Source organism: Nostoc flagelliforme FACHB-838, assembly GCF_014698065.1.
Classification (GTDB): domain Bacteria; phylum Cyanobacteriota; class Cyanobacteriia; order Cyanobacteriales; family Nostocaceae; genus Nostoc; species Nostoc flagelliforme_B.
In genome coordinates this window covers 16,266-38,688 of record NZ_JACJSI010000065.1, presented here as the reverse complement: position 1 = coordinate 38,688, position 22,423 = coordinate 16,266, and the positions used below count along the sequence as shown (strand labels likewise).

24 protein-coding genes are annotated in these 22,423 nt (G+C 40.2%); 12 read left to right on the top strand and 12 right to left on the bottom strand.

Going from position 1 to position 22,423, the window contains the following annotated elements:
- The first annotated feature begins 398 nt into the window (after window positions 1-398).
- Window positions 399-665: a type II toxin-antitoxin system HicA family toxin gene (locus H6G97_RS24845; protein WP_190943292.1), complete on the top strand. Its 267-nt coding sequence runs from the start codon at window positions 399-401 to the stop codon at window positions 663-665.
- Window positions 649-861, top strand: a complete 213-nt coding sequence (locus tag H6G97_RS24840; protein ID WP_190943291.1) for a type II toxin-antitoxin system HicB family antitoxin — start codon at window positions 649-651, stop codon at window positions 859-861. The genes H6G97_RS24845 and H6G97_RS24840 overlap by 17 nt, the downstream gene beginning before the upstream one ends.
- A gap of 238 nt (window positions 862-1,099) precedes the next feature.
- Here the strand turns inward: H6G97_RS24840 and H6G97_RS24835 are convergent, their stop codons facing one another.
- From H6G97_RS24835 to H6G97_RS24820, 4 genes are all read right to left on the bottom strand, one after another.
- Window positions 1,100-1,696, bottom strand: coding sequence for a hypothetical protein (locus H6G97_RS24835; protein WP_190943290.1), 597 nt, complete (start codon window positions 1,694-1,696; stop codon window positions 1,100-1,102).
- A gap of 570 nt (window positions 1,697-2,266) precedes the next feature.
- Window positions 2,267-3,175: a hypothetical protein gene (locus H6G97_RS24830; protein WP_190943289.1), complete on the bottom strand. Its 909-nt coding sequence runs from the start codon at window positions 3,173-3,175 to the stop codon at window positions 2,267-2,269.
- Between the two features lie 221 nt (window positions 3,176-3,396).
- A complete protein-coding gene (locus H6G97_RS52855) occupies window positions 3,397-3,642 on the bottom strand; it encodes a hypothetical protein (RefSeq protein WP_242055196.1) in 246 nt (81 codons plus the stop codon).
- 264 nt (window positions 3,643-3,906) lie between these two features.
- Window positions 3,907-4,968, bottom strand: a complete 1,062-nt coding sequence (locus H6G97_RS24820) for an L-histidine N(alpha)-methyltransferase (RefSeq protein WP_190943288.1) — start codon at window positions 4,966-4,968, stop codon at window positions 3,907-3,909.
- 212 nt (window positions 4,969-5,180) lie between these two features.
- Between H6G97_RS24820 and H6G97_RS24815 the strand changes: the two genes are divergently transcribed.
- The 5 genes from H6G97_RS24815 to H6G97_RS24795 all read left to right on the top strand — a co-directional run bounded on the left by H6G97_RS24815 (window position 5,181) and on the right by H6G97_RS24795 (window position 10,581).
- Entirely contained in the window at window positions 5,181-6,974 is a 1,794-nt protein-coding gene (locus tag H6G97_RS24815; RefSeq protein ID WP_190943287.1) for an ABC transporter transmembrane domain-containing protein, read from the top strand.
- Between the two features lie 69 nt (window positions 6,975-7,043).
- A complete protein-coding gene (locus H6G97_RS24810) occupies window positions 7,044-8,831 on the top strand; it encodes an ABC transporter ATP-binding protein (protein WP_190943286.1) in 1,788 nt (595 codons plus the stop codon).
- A gap of 142 nt (window positions 8,832-8,973) precedes the next feature.
- Window positions 8,974-9,456, top strand: a complete 483-nt coding sequence (locus H6G97_RS24805; RefSeq protein ID WP_190943285.1) for a hypothetical protein — start codon at window positions 8,974-8,976, stop codon at window positions 9,454-9,456.
- 169 nt (window positions 9,457-9,625) lie between these two features.
- Entirely contained in the window at window positions 9,626-9,880 is a 255-nt protein-coding gene (locus H6G97_RS24800; protein ID WP_190943284.1) for a TIGR03643 family protein, read from the top strand.
- Between the two features lie 167 nt (window positions 9,881-10,047).
- The gene (locus tag H6G97_RS24795) at window positions 10,048-10,581 is read left to right on the top strand and encodes a dihydrofolate reductase family protein (protein ID WP_190943283.1); all 534 of its coding nucleotides are present in this window, start codon (window positions 10,048-10,050) and stop codon (window positions 10,579-10,581) included.
- Window positions 10,582-10,634: 53 nt separating this feature from the next.
- On the opposite strand, the gene trxA is transcribed toward H6G97_RS24795, so the two are convergent.
- Window positions 10,635-10,973 (bottom strand): thioredoxin, encoded by a 339-nt coding sequence (gene trxA, locus H6G97_RS24790; RefSeq protein ID WP_190943282.1) that lies wholly within the window; start codon window positions 10,971-10,973, stop codon window positions 10,635-10,637.
- Window positions 10,974-11,335: 362 nt separating this feature from the next.
- Window positions 11,336-11,647 (bottom strand): hypothetical protein, encoded by a 312-nt coding sequence (locus H6G97_RS24785; protein ID WP_190943293.1) that lies wholly within the window; start codon window positions 11,645-11,647, stop codon window positions 11,336-11,338.
- A 360-nt stretch (window positions 11,648-12,007) separates the two neighbouring features.
- On the opposite strand from H6G97_RS24785, the gene H6G97_RS24780 reads away from it, so the two are divergent.
- A complete protein-coding gene (locus tag H6G97_RS24780) occupies window positions 12,008-12,220 on the top strand; it encodes a hypothetical protein (RefSeq protein WP_190943281.1) in 213 nt (70 codons plus the stop codon).
- A 157-nt stretch (window positions 12,221-12,377) separates the two neighbouring features.
- Here H6G97_RS24780 and H6G97_RS24775 read toward each other — a convergent pair whose 3' ends face one another.
- The 3 genes from H6G97_RS24775 to aroB form a co-directional block, all read right to left on the bottom strand.
- Window positions 12,378-12,698 carry a hypothetical protein gene (locus H6G97_RS24775; protein ID WP_190943280.1) on the bottom strand — a complete coding sequence of 107 codons (321 nt, stop codon included), beginning with the start codon at window positions 12,696-12,698 and terminating at the stop codon, window positions 12,378-12,380.
- 223 nt (window positions 12,699-12,921) lie between these two features.
- On the bottom strand, window positions 12,922-13,500 hold the full coding sequence (locus tag H6G97_RS24770; protein ID WP_190943279.1) for a Uma2 family endonuclease: 579 nt from the start codon (window positions 13,498-13,500) through the stop codon (window positions 12,922-12,924).
- A gap of 94 nt (window positions 13,501-13,594) precedes the next feature.
- Window positions 13,595-14,686 (bottom strand): 3-dehydroquinate synthase, encoded by a 1,092-nt coding sequence (aroB, locus tag H6G97_RS24765; RefSeq protein ID WP_190943278.1) that lies wholly within the window; start codon window positions 14,684-14,686, stop codon window positions 13,595-13,597.
- Window positions 14,687-14,918: 232 nt separating this feature from the next.
- Here aroB and petL point away from each other — a divergent pair, with 232 nt between their 5' ends.
- On the top strand, window positions 14,919-15,014 hold the full coding sequence (gene petL, locus H6G97_RS24760) for a cytochrome b6-f complex subunit PetL (protein ID WP_109007553.1): 96 nt from the start codon (window positions 14,919-14,921) through the stop codon (window positions 15,012-15,014).
- Between the two features lie 82 nt (window positions 15,015-15,096).
- Here the strand turns inward: petL and bioB are convergent, their stop codons facing one another.
- Window positions 15,097-16,104, bottom strand: coding sequence for a biotin synthase BioB (gene bioB, locus H6G97_RS24755; RefSeq protein WP_190943277.1), 1,008 nt, complete (start codon window positions 16,102-16,104; stop codon window positions 15,097-15,099).
- Window positions 16,105-16,537: 433 nt separating this feature from the next.
- Here bioB and H6G97_RS24750 point away from each other — a divergent pair, with 433 nt between their 5' ends.
- The 3 genes from H6G97_RS24750 to H6G97_RS24740 all read left to right on the top strand — a co-directional run bounded on the left by H6G97_RS24750 (window position 16,538) and on the right by H6G97_RS24740 (window position 18,248).
- Window positions 16,538-17,113: a GNAT family N-acetyltransferase gene (locus H6G97_RS24750; RefSeq protein WP_190943276.1), complete on the top strand. Its 576-nt coding sequence runs from the start codon at window positions 16,538-16,540 to the stop codon at window positions 17,111-17,113.
- A gap of 546 nt (window positions 17,114-17,659) precedes the next feature.
- Complete coding sequence (locus tag H6G97_RS24745) at window positions 17,660-17,869, top strand: hypothetical protein (RefSeq protein ID WP_190943275.1); 210 nt, start codon at window positions 17,660-17,662, stop codon at window positions 17,867-17,869.
- Window positions 17,859-18,248 carry a type II toxin-antitoxin system VapC family toxin gene (locus tag H6G97_RS24740; RefSeq protein WP_190943274.1) on the top strand — a complete coding sequence of 130 codons (390 nt, stop codon included), beginning with the start codon at window positions 17,859-17,861 and terminating at the stop codon, window positions 18,246-18,248. Before H6G97_RS24745 ends, H6G97_RS24740 begins: the two co-directional genes overlap by 11 nt.
- A 239-nt stretch (window positions 18,249-18,487) precedes the next feature.
- Here the strand turns inward: H6G97_RS24740 and H6G97_RS55460 are convergent, their stop codons facing one another.
- Complete coding sequence (locus H6G97_RS55460) at window positions 18,488-19,207, bottom strand: restriction endonuclease subunit S (protein WP_338421839.1); 720 nt, start codon at window positions 19,205-19,207, stop codon at window positions 18,488-18,490.
- Window positions 19,208-19,392: 185 nt separating this feature from the next.
- The gene (locus H6G97_RS24730) at window positions 19,393-22,314 is read right to left on the bottom strand and encodes a GAF domain-containing protein (RefSeq protein WP_190943272.1); all 2,922 of its coding nucleotides are present in this window, start codon (window positions 22,312-22,314) and stop codon (window positions 19,393-19,395) included.
- Between the last annotated feature and the right edge of the window lie 109 nt (window positions 22,315-22,423).

The following is a 22,423-nucleotide window of genomic DNA, read 5'->3' as shown; positions in this document are numbered from 1 at the left end:
TTTAAGTTCTTCTTCGCTCTCTGCGATTTCAATCTTAAAAGGGCGGCTCATGGTTATTTTAATTTATAGAGTTTGTTTTCTCTATTATATGCACCTTCATATAAAATTGGTATAACGTCAAGGCAAATGATACATTCCTGCAAAACTGATGTCCCAAAATAAACTCACTGCCAAATATCGCTGCTAAGAAAGCATCTGTAACATCCAAATAATTAGTATTTTTGCCATCAAGTAAATTAGTGGAATAGTATCCCAGCCTACAATTTGTTCTGATTAGCTGCACTAGCCATTGTCATCGGGGATACTTTTACTCAGGAGCAAAACTATCATTTTGCTTTTGTATAGCCTGATTATAAATAAATATGAGACTATAGAAACATTAAGACGGTTAGAAAAACGTGAGTCAGCAAGACAAAATCTTAGAAAAAATTCTCTCTGGGACTTCTGATACAGACATCCCTTTTGCCCAACTGTGGCAACTTTTATATAAATTAGGCTTTGAGGAACGGATTCGTGGCGATCATCGTATTTTTATCAAAGCCGATGTTGAGGAAATATTGAACCTGCAACACAAAAAAGGAAAAGCCAAAAGTTATCAAATTAAACAAGTTAGAGCAGTGATTATCAAGTATAAGCTAGGAAGTAAAAATGATGTTTCGGTATGAAATTATTCTTTACTGGAGTGAATTAGATCAAGCCTTTATTGCTGAAGTACCAGAATTATCAGGCTGTGCTGCTGACGGTGATAGTTATCAAGAAGCCCTACATAATGTAGAGTTAGTTGTCCAGGAATGGATAGAAACGGCTAAAGATTTAGGACGTCCAGTTCCTCAACCTAGACCGCGTTTGATGTACATTTAATACATACACAACCTCAATCCAAGTGATTTGTTAGCTTTATCATAAATAAATATTTGATATGCCCTAGATGTTGAACAAAATTAAACCCAACAAACTACTGAAAATGTTGGGTTTTGTTCCTCAACCCAACCTACTAGCGTGGCAAGCTTAAAATATTGGGTAACAAGGCTAAGGACTAGCACCGTATGAGTAACCCCAATAAATACACTGTGAATTTGAATGAAGCTGAACGGGAACGTTACTGCTTTTTGTCTAGTGGAACCAAAATGTAGGTTGTCTGGTCATTAGGTATATTAGCGTTCTGACTAGCAGATAGAGTGTCATCCTCAACTGCACTCTTGTCTACGTCCACTGTACCTTTTACAGTGTCTTTAACACCTTCAGCTGCACCCTTAACAATATCCACTGTATTTTTTATAGTATCGTTAACGCCTACAGCTGTACCTTTAACAGCATCCACTGTATCTATTGCAATGCCGTTAACGTCCAAAGCTGTATCTTTAACAGCATCTCCTACATCTTTTACAGTTTCGTTAACACTGTCAGCTACAGTCTTTATTGCGTTACCTACAGTTTTTACAGTTTGATTAAAACTCCCAGTAGCACCCTTTACCGCATTTCCTACATTTTTTACAGTTTTGTCAACTTTTTCGGTTGTACCCTTAATAGTTAAAGCCGCAGCTAGCGCACCCAATGTAGCACCAATGAGCGCTCCAAATGCTACTTTAGCTAAGTCATTATTCGTGCTTTTAGCTGCTGTATAATTATTGGCTTGATCTGTAGACATATCAATATTTCCTTCCGGCTGCTCTGAAAACTGTTGATTTCCATTCATAATAATCTTCTCTTTTGTAATCAGACAGAAAAACAATACCTAGACGTTTTTTTCTTAGTCTCGCAGAGTTTAAGTTGCAAAAATGTAAGTTGTCTAGTAACTAATAATTCATGAATTTTCTAAGTTTGCAGGTAGTCCTTAAAGTAGAAGGAATAAGTATATAGCGGTTCCCGAGCTAGTGAGGTACGTTGTCAAACCTACTAACCTTGATAAAAAAGATTTGGGTGTACTTCATCTGCTTAGGAAACGCTATATGTCCTTTGAAAAAAGCAACTATTGCTTATCCAAAATCTTTAAAAACTACTTTATTAGACTTCTCTCAGCTACAAACTCAGAAAATTATTGGTTTGCAATTCTATGCGTCTGTTTTTAAGAGTCACTAAAGCCAAGCAATTTTTTCTGAAAATGAGTCTTCTTTAACAGAAACTATTGGTATTCATTCATTTATAGACATAAGGGACTTTCGAAAAACCCCCTTTGTCTGATCTGAATCTGGAATATAGAAGGTCGAGGTACGGTCTATATCTCCTATACCAATTTCATCATTCTTGATTTACGGGTTAGTTGCAACTATCTCCGCTTATGTTGATTGCTGTAATTTTCAGATGGTTTAGCATTTTCTGCTGTATCCTTTGCTTTGTTCGCAGCACTTTGTACAGCTTCATTAGCACCTTCTGCTGTGCTTTGTACTGCATCTAGTGTTCCTACAGTGGTTTCCTTGGCTACATCAGCAACATTTTCTGCTGTATCTTTTGCCTTGTCCGCAGCACCTTGTACAGCTTGATTAAGACCCTCTGCTGTACTTTGTACTGCGTCTAGTGTTACTACCGTGGTTTGCTTAATTCCCTCAACGACATTTTCTGTTGCATCCTTTACTGTATCCCCAGCAACTTGTACAGCTTGATTAACACCCTTTGCTGTACTCTGCAATGCGTCCAGTGTTCCTACAGTAGTTTGCTTGGCTACGTCAGCAACCCCTTCTACGGTGTCGATTGTACCACCTACAACAGCTTGGATAGTACCCTCAGCGACACTCTTTGCCGCGTCCCCTAGACCTTTTGCTGTTTGACCAAGACCATCACCAATAGTCTTTGATGCGTCTCCTATACCTTTTACAGTGTGCTTAAAGCCTTGACCTATTCTTTTACCAGCAAAAGCGCCAGCTAATGAGCCTAACGTAACACCTATGAGTCCTCCTATTAGCGCTCTATTTAATGTAGTATTGCTACCTCCGTTTGTTGGACGAACATCGGATTGAGGCGTAATTGTAGGAGCATTTGCAGGTCTAGATACTCCAGCATCTATGGTTGTGTCAGTTGAACCAGCATAAGATTGATCTGCTGTTGTACGGTTAGCATACTCGATTCCAGATACTCCAGCATCTATGTTTGTACCAGTTGAATCAGCATAGGATTTACCCGTTGTCGTGCGGTTAGCATTTTCAACCTGTTTGTCTGAAGCTTGCTTACTCTCAACCATATCAATAATCTCCTTCATTAAAACCAGATAGCTGTTAGTTATTTCTAATACCTAATCTAGCTAGCACAGAGCGCAATTTAATCACTCCAAAGAAACACATATAAGGTGAAATGAGCAGTGATTCCGAGAGTTACGCGATTGGACTTGATGAGCCGCCACTCCCAATACCTGATCCTCAGTCACTTCTAAATATTTCTGTAGCTGTTCTAAATTTCGATGCCCTAAGATTCCAGAAAAACCTCACGAATCAAAGCCGCTTGTACTTCTAATTTTTTAGTTGACCAAATTGCCTTCTGCCTGAGTTCTTTACCATCCACTCCATTAGCAGAGATGGTGAAAGGCAACCAATATTGTTTGAGGGTCAACATCACTATTTGAGGTAAGTTGCCTAAACAAAAAGGTTCTGTTTTCAGATAACTAATTACCTGCCCGTCGATAGTGTCTACCCTTGGCTGAGGCGATCGCAATTAGCCCAAATTGACTAAACTACCACCTCAACCAGCAAATTTAAGTGCGAACACCATTTTCTTGCCCAATCAGATTTTTTAGTCACCTAGTTTTTTTACTTGAAACGCTTGTAAATCAACGCCTTTTAAGGAATGAAACAGCCCTGCCCTTGGAAAGGGGGGAAACAATAAGTATAGTTCTCTCCCCTTTCCAATGGGAGGGTTAGGGTCGGGTAAAATCTTGATTAATCAGCTATTTCAGACTTTTTATTTAATCCACATTCATTAGCTACTAGCAACCTTACAAATCGCCATGATATGTGATTGGTTTTTATCAGTACTATAGTGCATAAGTTGTAGTCCAGAACGTTCTATCTCTTGCAACAGTTTAGGTATTTCATACTTGTGATGTCGCCAAATAGTAATCTCTTCACCTTCAGATATTTCAATATTTTTATCTATCCCCATCCGGCTAAAATTTATAGTGTAATCATGAAGAAATTTCAGATTAGCAACTATACTATCTGTTTTGAAATCATATTTTCTTACAAGTTCACAATCTTCAGATTTAATCCCAATCTTATTTTTAACCCACCCATATATTTCGTCTACATGATACTTGCAGCCACCTCTAACTATGCCATTCCATTGCGAGTTAGAACCAGTTTCGTTAGTGAACACTAGAAAATCATTTTTTCCCATGCTATCTCTAAAGTTTTTGAGTACCTTATCTCTATTTTGATGATTGCCAATGGTAACTCCTAGGTGTAAAAATATTTTTGCCGTGTCGTCATTCTCAAGACTAACTTGATTTTGAAATAAAATTTGGGGTACGCAACTATTTTCTATGTCAATTGGTGAACTGATAAACTCAACCAAAGGAAACCATTTTGTAAAATTATTTCTAGATACATGAAGCAATTCTTCACTAATATCTAAGGCAATATATTTATTAACCTTCCCTAATTTATTTAGTTCGCGGATAAACTTTTTAACAGGATAGGAATTTCCTGCCCCAACGTCTACAATGTTAACTCTCTTACCAGTTGGAATGTTGCTATTCAGATATTGAAAATTATCTTTTAAAAGGTCAATTTCTACATTAACTCTTCCATACCATCTAGGAATAACATATTTCAGATAAAAATCGTTCCAACTTTTTGCACCTCTACCTTTATAAGAATACTTTAAAGGTATTTCTCGTCTAACTTCTAATGCTTCAATTATCTCTAAAACTTCTTCTTCAGAAAAAAGAGCGTAGAATTCAGAGCTTGGCTTTGCTATGCGACTGATTATTGTTGAGATATCTGAGGGAAGTTGGGAACTGCTATGAAAATCTTGAGCCATTATTCTTGTTCTTTGGTTTTCTTAGATATTGAATTAGATTAGCCGCAATGCTTGCCAAAGAGGTATTCTCCCATGCCACTGTGCCAAAACTTAGAATTTCCACCACAAATAGGAGAGGTACTCAATGTCTCACATTCGCCACTGTCTAATGGCCAATTGTTTTTTTACAATCAAAGTACGATAATCTTCCAAAGATACAGGGGTGAATTGCAGTGGTTCAGCAACCAGAACTCCAAGAAAATTCGTCGATACGGTCAACCCAGCGTGTGCTTAGGAGTTTAAGCACTTACCGATGGACTTCACTGGGAGCATTGGTTAGCCTGTTGCTGTTGACGCTTGCCAATGCACTCACCCCACAGCTATTTCGATGGGGAATTGATGAGGGTATCACGCAAAAAAACCTCCAAATTGTTCTGCACAGCGCCGCCTGGCTGGTACTCGCGGCGATCGCTCGTGGTGTATTTAACTTTGGACAAAGCTATTTAGCAGAAGCAGCATCTCAAGGTGTTGCTTATGACCTGCGAAACAAAATTTTCAGCAAAATTCAAAATCTCAGTTTCAGTTATCATGATCAGGCGCAGACTTCCCAACTCTTAACCCGTGTCACCAGCGACATTGAGCAGATCCGTACCTTTGTTGGTACTAGCTTAATTCAGGTCGTCGGTTCAATTGTGACATTGGTAAGTATTTCAGTGGTTTTGCTGGTGATGAACTGGCAACTAGCACTGATTACCTTAACGGCAGTACCCCTAGAAGGTTGGTTGATGGCGCGATTCATCACCGGAAATAACAACCTTTTTCGGCAAGTACAAGAGCAACTGAGCGACCTCAATGCTGTATTGCAAGAGAACTTGCTAGGAATCCGGGTGGTGAAAGCCTTTGTGCGGGAATCAACCGAAAGGTCGCGTTACACAAGCATGAATGATGGTCTAGTCAGGGCAAACATGAAGACCATTAACGCCATCCACAATACTTTCCCGTTTCTCTTTTTGCTGAGTAATTTGGTAACATTGGCAGTTTTCGCCTACGGGGGAGCGCAGGTAATTGGGGGTAGATTCTCCATTGGCGAACTGGTGGCGTTTAACTCTTATCTAGCATTGATACTCCAACCGATTTTGTTAATTGGATTTGCCGCACCCGCGATCGCTCAAGCAGCTGCTTCTGCCGAACGTGTCTATGAAGTTGTGGATGCAGAGGTAGAAATTCGCGATCGCCCCGGTGCTGTCCCTTTTACTACCTGTGGTGGTAGAATCACTTTTGAAAATGTTTCTTTTCGCTATCCAGGAGCGACAAGCGAAACTCTTAAACAAGTATCCTTTGAAACCAAACCAAACGAGCTAATCGCCGTTTTAGGAATGACTGGTTCGGGAAAAAGCACAATTATGAACCTGATTCCCCGCTTTTACGATGTCACAAAGGGAGCAGTTCGCATTGACGGACGAGATGTAAAAAGTTTCACACTCAAAAGCCTGAGATCGCGTATTGGGATTGTATTTCAGGAAACCACCCTCTTCTCTGGCACAATCCGCGAAAATATTGCCTATGCCAAACCCGATGCAACCTTAGAAGAGGTGATTGAAGTTGCAAAAACTGCCCAAATGCACGATTTTATTACCGAGCTACCCGATGGCTACGAAACGATTGTGGGTGAACGGGGCGTGGGCTTATCTGGAGGGCAAAAACAACGAATTGCGATCGCTCGTACCTTGTTAACCGATTACAGCATTTTAATTTTGGATGATAGTACCTCGGCTGTGGATGCCAAAACTGCTGCCCAGATTCAAACCGAATTAGATAACTTAATGCACCATAAAGCTTGTACAACCTTTGTAGTTGCTCAACGTATCAGTACCGTTAAGAATGCCGATCGTATTTTTCTCATGGATAAAGGACGATTGGTAGCACAAGGCACTCACGAAGAATTGATGCAAAACAGCCCACTCTACGGTGTGATTTTGGAATCTCAAGTAAAACAAAAGGAGAAAAATGATCCCCAATTAGCATAATTAATTTTTTTGCAGCCTTGTAATAAAGGCTTTTAATCCCAAATTCCCAATCTAAAATCCAAAATTTTTATGAGAGGCACTATTCCCGTTGTTGCATCTGAGGAAACAAGTCCGCAACTTTCCACCCTGCGGCGCTTTTTGCAATATGTGCTACTCTATCGCAAAGAAATTCCCTTCGCCGTAACATTAGTATTGATTGGGGCGATAACCCAAACAGTTGGGCCATTCTTTCTCGGCTGGTCGATTGATCGTCTGATTGCACAAGGTAATTTGCAGGGACTACTGCTGTTATTAGGGCTATTAGGGCTGAACTATGGGCTTGGTGTCTTGGCAATTCGCGGTCAAATTATTCGAGTTGGCTGGATTATGCAGCGATTGCTGGCTCAATTGAGGCAAGACATTTTTATTAAAATCCAAAGTCTACCACTCAGCTTTTTTGACCGCAGCGAAGCAGGCGATTTAATGAGCCGCTTACTGAATGATGTAAATACCGTAAATCAAGCATTTGGACTGACGATCGCTCAAATGCTTGGCAACACTTTTAGTTTGGTCGGTATAATCATTGCGATGCTCTTAATCAACCTGCAACTCGGCTTGTTGAGTAACCTGGTTGTGCCACTGATGATTTTTACCACAAGCTTGTTTGCACGTTGGGCAAGAGCTAGGTTTCGCGTTACTCGACAGACGATTGGGGAACTTTCCGCCAAGTTAGAAGAAGATATTGGTAGCGTTCGAGAAGCACAGGCATTTAATCGTGTGCAGATGAATATCGAAGAGTTCGACGTTCTTAACGCTGCCAATAGAGATGCTAACGTCGAGGCTGTAGCAATTACTTCCGCCTTTTTGCCCTCCATCGATTTTCTCAACACATTAGCAACCGCAGGTGTACTAGCTTATGGTGGTTATCTGGCGGTAACGGGAGCTGCAACAGTGGGTGTGGTGACATCCTTTTTACTTTATGTCCAGCAATTCTTCCGGCCTATTCAGATTCTCAGCCAGTTTTACACCCAAGCTCAATCTGCCTTCGCCGGATTAGAGCGAATCTTTCTATTATTAGATGAACCGTCAAAACTCCAAGACGCACCCGATGCCACAGAAATGCCGCCTATTCAAGGTGAAGTAAGGTTCGAGAATGTCAAGTTTGGCTACAACCCAGATCAACTAGTTCTCAAAGGAGTGAATTTACACGCCTATCCAGGGCAGATGGTTGCATTAGTAGGGCAAACCGGTTCGGGAAAAAGTACAATTATTAATTTGATTTTGCGCTTCTATGATGTATCTAGCGGTGCAGTGAAAATTGATGATATTGATGTGCGTAGTGTGACTCAAGCAAGTCTGCGCCGTCAAATTGGCATCGTTTTACAAGACAATATTTTGTTTACCGGCACCGTCGCCGAAAATATAGCTTTTGGCGTTCCTTACGCCACTCAAGCTGATATCGAAGCAGCTGCACAACTAGCAAATGTACATGAGTTCGTTACTTCACTGCCACAGGGTTATACAACTCAATTGGGCGAACGGGGAGCGCCCCTGAGTCAAGGACAGAGACAACTAATCAGTATTGCTCGTGCGGTATTAATTAATCCCCGAATTCTGATTCTAGATGAAGCCACCAGCAGCATTGACACCCGTACAGAAGCGCTAGTACAAAGTGCGATCGCTCGTTTGCTCCAAGGTCGTACTAGTTTCGTCATTGCCCACCGCCTCAGTACAGTTACTCAGGCAGATCAGGTATTAGTAATTCAGCAGGGAGAAATCGTAGAACAGGGTACTCACGCCGAACTCGTCAATCAACAGGGTGTTTATGCCAACTTGTATGCTCTGCAACTGGGTACAGCAGACACAACGGTTGTTTAATACTAAAAGTAAAATATATATATAGGGCTTTCAATCGCGATCGCTTCGACATTTAGTTACGATCTCACACTAATCTGTTCCGTGTAGGTCAACTTCAATCAATGATTCACGATTTTGTTTTTATTTTCATGGAGTTATGCTCATGATCCTGCATATTTCGATCGATGCTCACAATCCATTGCAAGTTGCTACTGCTCTAGCTGAAGTTTTCAATGGCAAAGTATATAAATTTTTCACTCCTGGTAGCTACATAGTGATGCCTTTTGACAAATATGGTACTCATATTGTGGTATTTAAAGAAGGTGATGTCTGGGTTCCAGGTACTGATGCTGAATCAGCACGGGTACTCCAAGCTGAACCTACTAAATTGGTGGCTAACCATGCGGCAATTTCGGTTCCCACTACCCAAAAGCAGATCGAGCAGATCGGGCAACGCGAGGGATGGCGCGTCCTAACTCGCAAGCAGGGAGATGGTGTCCCATTCAGTGCGATCGAGTTTTGGGTGGAGAATCGCATTTTGTTTGAATTTTTACCGCCAGAATTTACACCCCAATATTTGCAGACCATGCAATCACAGACGATCGAGAAAATGTTTGGCCAGCCAATTAAGCTTGTTCCAGTTTAGGGCAGGTATAGGCGATCGCTCAATAAGTTGCCACTCTTTGGTATTTATCAGAAAAATGGGTTTAAAACCCCGTCGTTCTAAGACAGCTTTTCTTGATTTTGAATGTATTTTTTAAGAACTTCAAGTGGCGCACCCCCAACATAAAGTAAATTTATTTACCAGAAGAAAAATGAAGCTACCTAACCTCAGTTCGGAAACCATCGATCGTATCATTGAAATGGCATGGGAAGATAGAACATCTTTTGATGCTATTGAGGCTCAGTTTGGGCTGCTGGAGAAAGAGGTAATCGCCCTAATGAGGCGCGAAATGAAGGAATCTAGCTTCCGTATGTGGCGAGAACGAGTCACCAAACGCAATACAAAACATTTATCGAAGCGAGAATTTATTGCAGGTCGGTTTAAATCGCACAATCAAAAAACCTAAGTAATTGGGTAAGCGTAGGCGTAGCCCGTCGTAGACATCGCTCTTTGGTAATATGTTGATTGAAATATCTAAAATGCTGTAGAAAAAATAAGCTTGCGATCGCACTTTGCGTTGCCTGTGGCATCGCTTGCACTTATTGAGGCAAAACTACCAAATTCAGAAGCATAATGACGAAAGTTACACTCTACATTGCAGCTAGCTTGGATGGCTACATTGCTCGCAGCGATGGCGGAATTGATTGGCTATCAATCCTTGATATAGAAGGTGAAGACTATGGTTACAGTGATTTCTACGAATCGATTGATGCGATCGTCTTAGGTAGTAAGACGTATGAGGTAGGGCTTGGATTTGATCAATGGCCTTATCCAGAAAAAAAATCTTTCGTATTCACCCAGCGTCATCTGCAATCTGATCGTGACGACGTTGTATTTGTTTCTGGCTCAGTAAAACAGGCGTTAGCAGATATAAAAGCTCAAGGTTTAGAAAACATCTGGCTAGTTGGTGGCGGAGAATTAATCAATTCATTTCTTCAGCACAGCTTGATTGACGAATATATTATTTCAACTATTCCAATTATCTTAGGTGGCGGTATATACCTTTTTCCACCACCCACCCCTGAAGAAAAATTAGAGCTTATTAGCTCAAAACAATATCCAAATGGTTTACTGCAAACACATTATAGGCGAAAAGGAAAGATTTAAAATAATTCGTAATTCTGAATAATGTTCTCTACGAATTACGAATTACGAATTAGTTAAACAAGCTTCTGAACAGCCTTGCTAAATTCTTCGTAAGGAGAAACCCCCACTATGGTTTCTGCTAAAATACCATCTTTGAAAATTAAAACCGCAGGAATACTGCGAAGACCGAATTTCTTGAAAATTGGTTTATTCCTGTCAACATCTACCTTAACGACTTTAGCGCGACCTTTGTATTCTTCGGCAAGTTGATCCATTAACGGACTGACTAGGCGACAGGGGCCACACCAAGTAGCAGTAAAATCAACAACAACAATTTTCTCTTCACTTCCATTTAAAACAACATCAAATTCACTTTCTTCAACGTAAGCAACTATGTCAGTATTAGTAGACATTTTTTAATTCCTGAGTGTAAAACTAAAATTTCAGCAAAAAGCTAACTATATAAACTATACTCCCTTCTGAGTGTCAGATTCACCAGTTATATCATGTTCGGCAAATCACTTATAATATGTCATTGCGAATACAACGAAGTGGAATGAAGCAATCACAAAGGTTTGGGATTGCCGCGCTACGCTTGCAATGACATAAGTATTAAGTCGAACATGATATTACCTACATCGATTGCTAAAACCCCGCAACTGAATTTTGCTTACTAGCGTATATTTAATAACTTACAATCTTTGTCTATAGAGTGCGATCGCACCCTACAAATCGACACTAATCCAAAAACCCATGCTTACAAGATGTAGAAGCATCAATAGTTATCCTGTTGATCAAACAGTTCTAACAACCCAATTGTGCCTACAAAAAAAGTATAAGTAGCGTATTTTATTGGCATCTTTTTTCTTGAAGGTGCATAAAAAGCTGCTATAATACCTTCGATAAAATGGCTCGTCATGGCAAAACGCTCAATCCAAAAAATTGGATTAAGGCTGCTTGGTACATTAGTATCAGTTATTAGGGCGTAAATATTCCACGATTCCAATCCAATTGCGCTTGTTATAAGCACTGTAGATATAATTTTCACAATAGTATAAATCTTTTTCTTGATAAGCTTTAAGTCCATACTGTTCACAAAAATAATGTCTAACATATCTACAAGACTTGGTAAACTAACAAATCAGTTAATGTGAATTATCTAAAAATTTACCCTAAGCCAACCAATCTTATCTCATGACTTGCATTTTTGTAAAAATATAGATGAGGTATAGGGGTAAATTAGCAAAATTAGCTGTGCCCTTAGCAGTATCTTGTACGGGAACCGCTATATTCAGCCAATATTCTCAAAATGCTAAGAATAAAACAGAGGAAAAACTATGAGCAATTAAGATTAGATAACCAGATATTTAAAAAATGACAAAAGTGTGGAATAATACATAGGTGAAAATTTAACTACATTCCATAGATTGATAATAAATGTAAAGCTATGATTGCTCAAAATTACAATTCAATTCATATTGAAAACAGCTTGCTGAAAAAAATCAAAGTTAAAGAAAATCAGCTAAAAATTGCCCAAGAATCTAATATGATTCATGTGGCAGAAGAATTACAAAATCAATTATTAAAGCTCCAGGGTCAATTATCAGAGCCGCAACAAGACGTTGAAATTCAAGCGTTAATGACTTTGCTAGACGAATAAAATTGTAAAATTGTGTCGCAAATTTTATTCCTCTGTTATTAAGAAACAGAGTACAGTAATTTTTATGGCTGGAAATGTAGCTTATGTGCTACAGGTTAAAAATTAACAAGACAACACGTAGCAATCTAAGTAATCATCCTTGGATGATAATTATTGCTTAGATAAGACGTTTGGGTTTTTGCTGGGTCTGTGGTTTTTCGATTTGCGTTACTGAATCAATTTTAAGAATTGGTTTAATTGGGCTTAGTCGCCTTTGCCTAAGAATTCGAATTTCTCTCTCAAATGAATCTTTTCCTTGCCGAAAAAAGTCTTGAGAACTAGATGGAACCAAGTCACGGGATAAATGTTGAGCTTGTGCTGGAGTCAAATTTGGAACAGCTTGTTGAGCATTGGCAGAAGTCTGTACAGCCAGCAAAAAAGCCGTTGAAAGCAACAAGGGTTTTATTTTTATACGTCCATTGAATATCAGGTTTAACATGATTGATACATCTGTTAAGGGAATCCTGCTTCAAACCATCTTGTATTGGTCTGACTATAATCAAAATACACTTATTGGGTTGCTAATTACCTCCTACAAATGGATGAATTAACCAGCTAAAGTATTAGTACAGCGCTACGGCAATCAAGCTACGATCTCAATTAAGCTTGAAATTTTGATGGATGTTGAGAGCAAGATAATTGTACTAGATGCAAAAAGTGCGCTATTGAGCATCTAATGGTATTTTCGCCTTTTGAAACACCTGCTCAACAGTAAATTCCAGCCCCTCGAATAAAGAATCTGTAAGTAATTCTTCTCCCATATAAGTTTGTGGCGCTGCCTCTGGATAAAAAACAGTAATGCTTCTGGCTTTACTATCTAATACCCACACCCGCAGCACCTTAGCATCTAAATAGTCTTTGGCTTTAGCTGCCATTTGTCCAAAAGTTTGTCCGGGCGAAACAATTTCAATGACCAAATCGGGAGGAACAGAACATACTCCTTCTTGATCCCAATCTGGGGGTAAACGTTCATTAGAAATATACAAAATATCCGGTATTGGCATCCAATCTCGCCCTCGACGAGTTAATGCGATAGCTAATTCTGGGCAAGCTTCTCCTTTACCTTCACAGCATTGCTCAATTAAGTTGAGAAGGGCGCGGGTAAGTTTAGAGTGGAATTTTTTTGGTGACATTTTAGGAATGGCTTGACCATCAACAAGTTCATAAGTTATATCTCCCTCACCTGTTGGAAGATTTAAGAACTCTTGCAAAGTTAATTGATTCTTAGCTTGGAGTATCATGGCTCATTAATTCGTAATTCGTAATTCGTAATTCGTAATTGAAGGACAGAGCAACTAATTTTTAGTCTGACTCCTGAGTTCTTCTTTAAATTATTCACATTCCTCGCAAAACTTGCCGAATGATATCTGATGGCACTTCATCGGTAATTGTCACTACACCAATCTCTGTTGGTAAAACAAACCGCACTTTCCCCGCTTTGACTTTCTTATCTAATTGCAACGCGTCAATAATTGCTTCAATATCTACCCCAGATGGTAACTGAGTCGGTAAACCAGTTTTTTGAATTAAAGCATTTTGACGTTCCGTATCTTCCTTTTGCCACATTCCCAATTCCACAGCAATTTGACCTGCTGCTACCATACCAATAGCCACCGCTTCACCGTGATTCACTAGACGATAACCAGTCAAGCTTTCTACTGCATGACCGATAGTATGTCCATAATTGAGAATTGCCCGTAATCCGCCTTCTTTCTCATCTTTGCTAACAACATCAGCTTTAGCTTGACAAGAGCGTGTTAATATGTATGTTATTAAGTCAGGTTTTACATAGCGGAGTTGGTCGAGGCGTTTACTTGCTTCCAACTGGGCAAACAATTCGGCATCCCAAATTACACCGTACTTAATAACTTCTGCCATTCCTGCTCGAAACTCGCGCATAGGTAAAGTTTTCAATACTTCTGGGTCAATCAAAACCAAGCGCGGTTGATGGAATGCCCCAATCAAGTTTTTGCCGTGGGGATGGTTTACGCCAGTTTTGCCACCAATTGCCGAATCCACCATCGCTAAGAGAGTTGTAGGCACTTGGACAACATTAATGCCGCGCAGCCAAGTTGCGGCTGCAAAGCCAGTCATATCGCCAATTACACCTCCACCCAAAGCCACCATAGTCGCAGAACGTTCTAGGCGGTTTTCTAAGGCTATATCGTAAATTTTTTGGATGGAATTGAGAGTCTTATAGCGTTCCCCTGGTGGTAGGGTGCAGCTAGCAACTTCAAAACCAGCAGATGTCAGGGATGCGATCGCTCTTTCCCCAAAATGCTTAAAAATAGTAGGATTAGAAACCAGCAGTACCTTCTTGCCCAGCTTGAGACTGGCCATCTGCTGACCCAGTTGATCTAAACTCGAAGGTGCAATCGCAATCTCATAAGACTGCTCTGGTAAATTCACATTAATTACAGAAGTCATTGCCCAACCCCTAACAAGCGTCCGTGGGCTGTATTGTATCGCAATCTGGGAGTGGGGAGTGGGGGATGAGGGAGCAGGGGGAGCAGGGGAGGCAGGGGAGGCAGGGGAGGCAGGAAAAGAAATTGACTAATGTCCAATAACAAAGGACAAATGACAAATGACAAATGACAAATGACCAATGACCAAGAACTAATGATTCAATAGATTTAGGAAGTATTGTGGAGAAAAATAAATGTTTGCAATTGCAGCTTACATCGGCTTTTTAGCTTTATTCTTTGGTTTGGCTGTCGGTCTGTTGTTTGGTCTGCGGACTGCCAAGATCATTTAATTAAGCACTCTTGTGGGGTAAACATCTTGTCTGCCTTCGGTTTACTAAGGACGGGCGAGATGCCCATCCCACAAGAAGATATTTATCCTACAACAGCCGGACTTGCTACTTTCTCTTGCCTTTGGGAAGGTGGACGCATAGCCAAACCAAGTAAATTCAGCATTTCTCGATCGCTATCATAATCTGGACAGGGAGTTGTCACTGTCAACATTTTGTTGTCGTCGCTAGAAAAGATAGAATTGGCTCCTGCCATAAAGCAGAAAGCTTGCTCAACTTGAGAAAGTCTAGCCCTACCTGCACTAAGACGCACATCAGAAGCTGGCATTAAAATTCTGGCTGTGGCAATCATTCGCACAATATCCCAAATGGGGACATCAGGCTGATTTTCTAAGGGTGTACCCGGTACTTGTGAAAGAATATTAATTGGCACAGACTCTGGATGCGGATGTAAGTTTGCCAGAGTTTGTAACATCCCAACCCGGTCATCGACAGTTTCGCCTAAACCCAGGATACCGCCGGAACAGACAGTAACATTTGTCTGACGGACATTTTCAATTGTGTTTAAGCGATCGCTATATGTCCTCGTGGTAATAATTGTGCTGTAATATTCCTGCGAGGTATCTAAGTTATGGTTGTAGGCGTAAAGTCCCGCTTCTTCCAATTTCTTGGCTTGATTTGCCGTCAGCATACCCAGAGTGCAGCACACTTCTAAACCCATTGCGGTTACATCCTTGACCATTTCCAGGACTTCCTCAAATTGTGAGTTATCCCGCACTTCGCGCCAAGCAGCACCCATGCAGATGCGACTAACACCAGTTTCTTTCGCTTTCTGGGCGATGCTAACTACCGTTTCCTTTTCTAGGAGTGCTTCCGCCTTTACCTCTGTTTTATAACGGGAAGATTGGGCACAGTAGCTACAATCTTCCGGGCAACCTCCCGTTTTAATAGATATAAGCTTACAAACTTGTATTTTTGTTGGGTCATGATATTGGCGATGCACGCTAGCAGCTTGATAAATAAGCTCTAGCAATGGCGTGTTGTATATCGCGCGAATCTCTAATTCCTGCCAATCGTAGCGTATTCCCACCACATCACTATCCTTCTTGTAGACTGGGTTAAATCTTGAGCTGTTTTTAGGTTGAATCTCCTGCGGTACAGCGTTTGGGCAAAGTGATTTTATCGAAGTTATGCCGCGTACTGTGCTTTATCACCCATTGGCTCTCAATCCTTCCGCTCTAGATATTAGACATCAGCTTATCAAGATTTTGGTTGAATGGCAGATTACCAGTAAAAATACTCATGGATTGGGGATTGGGAATTGCCAGGATACAGCTGGCGCATATATCTTTTGTTGGTCAGCAATAAAGCAGGCACAAGAAGCATTCTTGTTTAGTCTGCGCAGGTGGATTTTGCCTGTGTAGCGGCGAATTCTATTGACCTGACTGCTGCTAAACCACAGGGTATGAGAGAATTTATAAATTTAGAGAATGTTTTAGAAAGAGATCCCGCCGATTAAGTCGTTTATGATATCAGAACTGCCAATAATTACAAGCGATCGCCTGTTCTTACGAGCGGCTATCCATGAAGATATACCCCAAATTCTCAAATACTTCATTGATAATAAAACTTATCTTACTCCATTTTATCCTCTTTGGGCTGATGGTTTTTTCACTGAAGAATATTGGCAGTATCAGATAGAGAATAGTTTTCTAGAATTTATTAACGGGCAATCGTTAAAACTATTTATTTTTACAAAAAAAAATCCTACCGTAATTATTGGAACTGTAAATTTTAGTAATTTTGTCCGAGGAGCCGCTCATTTTTGCTATGTAGGATATAGCCTTGCTGAAAATAGACAAGGTAAAGGATATATGACAGAAGGGCTAAAAGCCGCAACTCAATATCTCTTTCAAGAGTTAAATTTTCACCGAGTCATGGCTAACTATATGCCTCACAATCGACGCAGTGGCAATGTACTCAAAAGGCTCGATTTTGTCATAGAAGGATATGCTAGAGATTATTTATTAATTAATGGGCAATGGGAAGATCATGTTTTGACAAGTCTCACAAATCCTAACTGGCAAGCACCTAAATTTTAAAAATTGCTGAATATAATTTCCAAAAATATTTACTTTGTTTGTCCTTTATTCTCAATTCTCTTATACCAATTCTTTATAAAGACGCATAGAAAGAACCCTACCGCCTGTGGCATCTCCCTGAACTCGTGGGTAGGTTGGGAGGCGTGAAAATAATGTGCAGTACAGGCATTACCTATTCAAATGTCAATACTTTAATTCCCTAACAGAACTAATTTATTTTGGGATTAAATCGGGAATGTTTTCGTCTTCATCGATTTGTTCGCTCTGAGTCCGTTCATAGCAGCCTCGATATACTCAATTTGACTGAGAAAATAAGCCGGAAAGCCCAAGGAACGGGTCAAAATACACAACCGCTGCTCATCTTCAGCTACCAATGTAATTTAAACGTTAATAGGGTTATACCTTTTAGAAATATAAATCCATAACCAATCCAGAACCAGAAATAAAGTTTATTTGCGATCGCTAAACCTGTGTAATTGATTTTGAGACTGATTCACTGATTCGTTATAATATTAGACGATAAACTTTGCTAAAGAGGGCAAATGTATGACTAACCGCGAGCAGCTTATCCAAGAACTTGCAGAGGTTCCAGATGAGTTAATTAAAGTAATGTTAGATTTTTTGCATCGGGTTCAGACAACGCGTAGTCATCATCCTCTAGCGAAATTTGCTGGTATTTTGAGTGATGATGAGGCGGCTAATTTACAGGAAGCAATTCAAGCTGATTGTCGTCAGGCTGATTTAAATGAGTGGTGAGATTGCATTAGATACTTCTGTTGCAATACGTTTTTTGAATGGTGATCCTGATGTTGTTTCAAGGGTGTTGGCGTTACCAGAAATATTTTTGTCGGTGGTAGTAGCGGGAGAGTTACTGTTTGGGGCTGAGAACTCGACTCGACCGTTGAAAAATCTTCCTCGATATTTGGAGTTTATGGAAGTTTGTACGGTTGTGCCTGTGGAAAAGAGAACAGCAGTTATCTATGCTCAGACTCCTTCGGCTTTGAAGCGCAAAGGACGACCAATTCCTATGAATGATGTTTGGATTGCAGCGCATTGTCTGGAACATAGTTGGGTGCTTGTGACCGATGATTCAGATTTTGATTATGTGGATGGATTGGTTATAGAGCATTGGTAATGATGGCTATTATGTTTTGCGATCGCCTTTTACCATCATCTGAGCGCGATCGCCTAATCGCCTAAGTCTATAATATTTAACAGCGATCGCTTATCACCCCATATAGAGCGCACTCATAGCCAATTTAGATACATCAAAAATCATTTATAAATATCTTTTCATTACTTGTTGCTTAAGATTAGGAGATTCATCTAAAATCTTCTGTTTTTAGTAATTTCTTGCTCTAATTTCTCCACTTCTTAAACTAATTTTTCTTGAACTGGTAAAGGTGGCACTGGAATTTTTATGTTTTTCATAATGGTTGCATTAATGTTTGCTTGATTAATCGTTTTAGATGCTTTAGATTTTGCTTCCTCTTGAAACAATGAAAAATTCATTATTAAATTGACAAAATAAGGTATTGCCAACTCACTATTTACAATGACCCTAATTAGATATGAAGCAAAACAATAATCTCCATCTAAACTAAACAAACCTGTTTTACCAACATATTCAATGCTATTCGTTCGACTAAATAAAATATCACCCTTATGAAGCTTGTATTTAAGAAATTCATCTTGCGAAATGTCAACATATTCCATTGATCCGTTATCAAACATTTTTCCTAAAATGATTTCATCCATTCTAAAAATTTTATAGCCTTTATTCTCTGTATTCATTTTTTCTGAAATACCATACTGCACATCAAGACTAATTTTTTTAATCTCACAAAAATCGTATTTTGAAATGTATATTTGATTTATCTTCTCTTCAATTTCATTTCTAGCTTGTTGAATTGCCTCTTTAGCCTTAATTACGGCGTGATCGATCGCCTCACATTCACTAACTATTTGCTGCTGCACTTTTAAAGGTGGCAAGGGAATCTTAGTTGATCTCACTCTTTCAGTATTCAAATTTTGTACCACCCCACCAGCCGCACTCTCCGAAAATTGTTGCTGAGTATCTTTGTAAGATAAAATGTCGTATAAATAATCCTTGTAAAATAAGACATAGGTACTACTTTAAACTGCGGCAAGCTAACCGCATCTGTGTTTAAATTTAAACTAAATACAGCATTTCATTAATTTGTAGCGAATTCTCTCCGTGCCTCTGCGTTTAAACTTTAATCCTTGATTCGTCACGATTTTACACAAAGCTGCCTGCGCTAGGAATTATGACCAACTAACGGTAACAACAAGCGACTGACTACCCGATTATCTGGTAATTGATAGAAATTCAACTCTCCCCCTAGTTCCTGCATGAGGTTTTGGCAGATCACCAGATGTAAAGCTGGTGGTTGATCGAGGTTAGAGGAAGCAAGCGCGTCTTTTCGTGTATTATCATGTAGTTCTGTGAGTAATTGTGGTTCGATTGCACCGTTGTATGTAATCGAGAGTTCTAACGATGTTTGATGTTCATCTCCTAAACTTGTAGAAGAATACTTTGTATTTACTGGTTTAGAGGCATCTAAACGGCGACACCAAATATCAATTCTGCCGCCGATTTCAGAACGGTTACAGGCAGTAATTAACAATTCATGGATAACTAACTCGATTTTGACAATATCACCTGCGATCGCCATTGCAGATTGAATGCTGGAGGTGGGAACACCTCTGACTAATGCAGAATTATTGGGCGATTCTTGCTCGTCAATTGGTTGTCCCAAACCATGTACGCCAATCCACAGCTTTTGTTGTTTAAGGTGATTTTCGATCCGTTCGAGCGATCGCTTCAGTAAACTGGCTATAGACATGGTTTCCCAACTGATATGTAGCTGCCAATGCTCAAGTTTTAACATTCCACTCATGGAGGCGGTTGTATGGTCTAACTGCCGCAGCAATAACTGGTAGCGCATCTGAGTCAGTTCATTAGCAGGAATCCCTAAGTCGTGTATTTGCTTAAGAGAGTGTGTCGTTATTCTTTGAATTTCCTCTAGACGGCGATGTTTGTACCAGTTAAGTTGTCTTAATTCCTCGGTTGTGGATTCTAGAAGTCGGGTAATTTGCTTTTGACGACGCCACCAAGCTAATTGAGAAATCAAAGTTGCGATCGCACTGAGGTTTTGTTCTGACCAGCGACGCTCTTGATAGTCTACTAACAAGACTACACCTGTGGTTTCGTAATCAGCAGTTGTACGTAATGCCATCACAAAAACTTGACTTTTGTCTGGAATATTCAACCATTTCCGGGTTTCTGGGAGTAAATTACCCACCTTCAAAGTTAGGTAACTCTCTGTGGCAAGTGCCCACTGGATTAGGGCTTCAGCCTGAATAGAAATAGATGCATCAGAAAAAATCCCAAATTGGCTATTCTCACTCACTCCAGAGATAATTTCTGCCCAACTTTCACCAGGTGCCCACGATAGCATTACCGCTAAGGGACAACCCAAAATTGATGCTATTTGTTCGAGTGCTGTACATTTTAAATGCTTTTTCTCTACCTGAATGCTGTTCTGGGATTGTGTGAGAATGCGTAGGCATTGCTCAAATGCCTGGGAAGTTTTTTGCTGCTGGGTAGTGCGGTTATGTAATTGCCACTGACGAACAATTACACCAATCTGTTGACTCACAGCCCATAACAATTCTTTTTCCAGGGTTGTCCAAGAACGATGGGTTTCATGAGTAATGACTAAAAGTGCTGCTGGTATATGCTCATGAGTGCATTTACAAACAAGTAGCGATCGCACACCATTCTCTAACAACGAGGGACGCCAATTAAAAAAGCGCAAATCTTCATCTAAGTTTTCAATTTCTACCGCTTGAGTTGAACGTTGCAAAAGCTGCCCATCTAATTCTTTGAGAGTATTCAGGGTAAATGTAAATGACCGGCGATTATGCGGCTGACTTTGGTAAGTAAATTGATAATTCTTTTGCTCAGGGTCATACTGCAAAAGCAAAAAGCGGGTGGCACCTAATCGAGCTAAAACGCTTTTAGCACAATTATGTAAAGTTGTCTGAAGGTCGTTTTCGCTATAGATACCTTGGGCAACTTGGCTAGTCAGTTGAGCATCCTCTTGAATCTGTTTAATAGTGCTTTCCATGCTTTCGGTAGGTGCAACCAGAGAAATTAAACCAGCAACACCCTGGACAAAATTTCTGTCTGTGTCAGTCCAGATGCGAGGTTCATTGCTTTCCACCGCTAGAAAACCGACTAAGTTCTTTTGCCAAATAATCGGCGCTGCCAAGAGCGATCGCACCTTTAACCGTTCCAGCAATTTTGCCGTAAAATGGCTCTTTAAAGAACTGCGGGCATCACCAATGGAGACAATTTGGTTAACTGCCAAGGCATAATAAAAGTCGCTCAAGTCTTGTACAGTCATTCCCGCTGCTTGCTGACTGCTAGAATTGCGATCTATTTTGACCATTTGATTGCTCATCCGACACCAAAAGTAGCGCCCTTCCCGCTCAAACCAGTAAACATTTGTCCGACTGGGGGAAACAAATTTATGAGTTGCTTGCACCGCGGCTTCAAGTCTTTGATTCAGGTTACTGAGGGTGCGTAAATTTTCTAGTAATTCTAATAATGGTTCGTCGCTTCGCTTGGTTTGCTTTTGTTGCTTATGCATCTCATTTTGATAAAGCACTGCCCCCAGTTCACCTAAAACCATCATCAAACGTGCTTTTGTTTCTCCAGTCAGTAAGTAGCCCCAGCGTTCTGAACCCAATAACACCAAGCCTAAGCAACGATCTTTATAGCGAATTGGTAAAATAATCGTTCCTTGGATGTGGAATTTCGCGGCAACTTTGTGCCATTCGGCGGCGCGAATTTCAGTTTGCAAATCAGCTACACCCAAGGGATGCTGTTCAATCACCACTTGCTCTAATAAATCCCCAGGGCTGAGAACAACCCTTTGCCGTAAAAAGCTCATGTCACGATCGGGTGTGATGCCTCCTTGCCCAAATAATATGTGATTCAGGCGATCGTAAAGAGCAATCCAAATCAGTCTGTAGTCAAACTGTTCTTTGAGATAAGAAATAGTAGTTTCAATCAGAACGTCAACATTATCTTCTTCTCTAAGGCTCTGGAGAACACGCCCCAAGGAGAGGATCTGCTGTTCGGCGGCTATAGATTTTTGCGGCTGCCCCATCTGATTTATTGGTTAATATAACTTGTAATATATAAGATGCCCAGAAAAGCACCCTGAGTAATATCGCCACAAGTGTTTAATATTGAACTGAGATTGGGCATTAGGTATC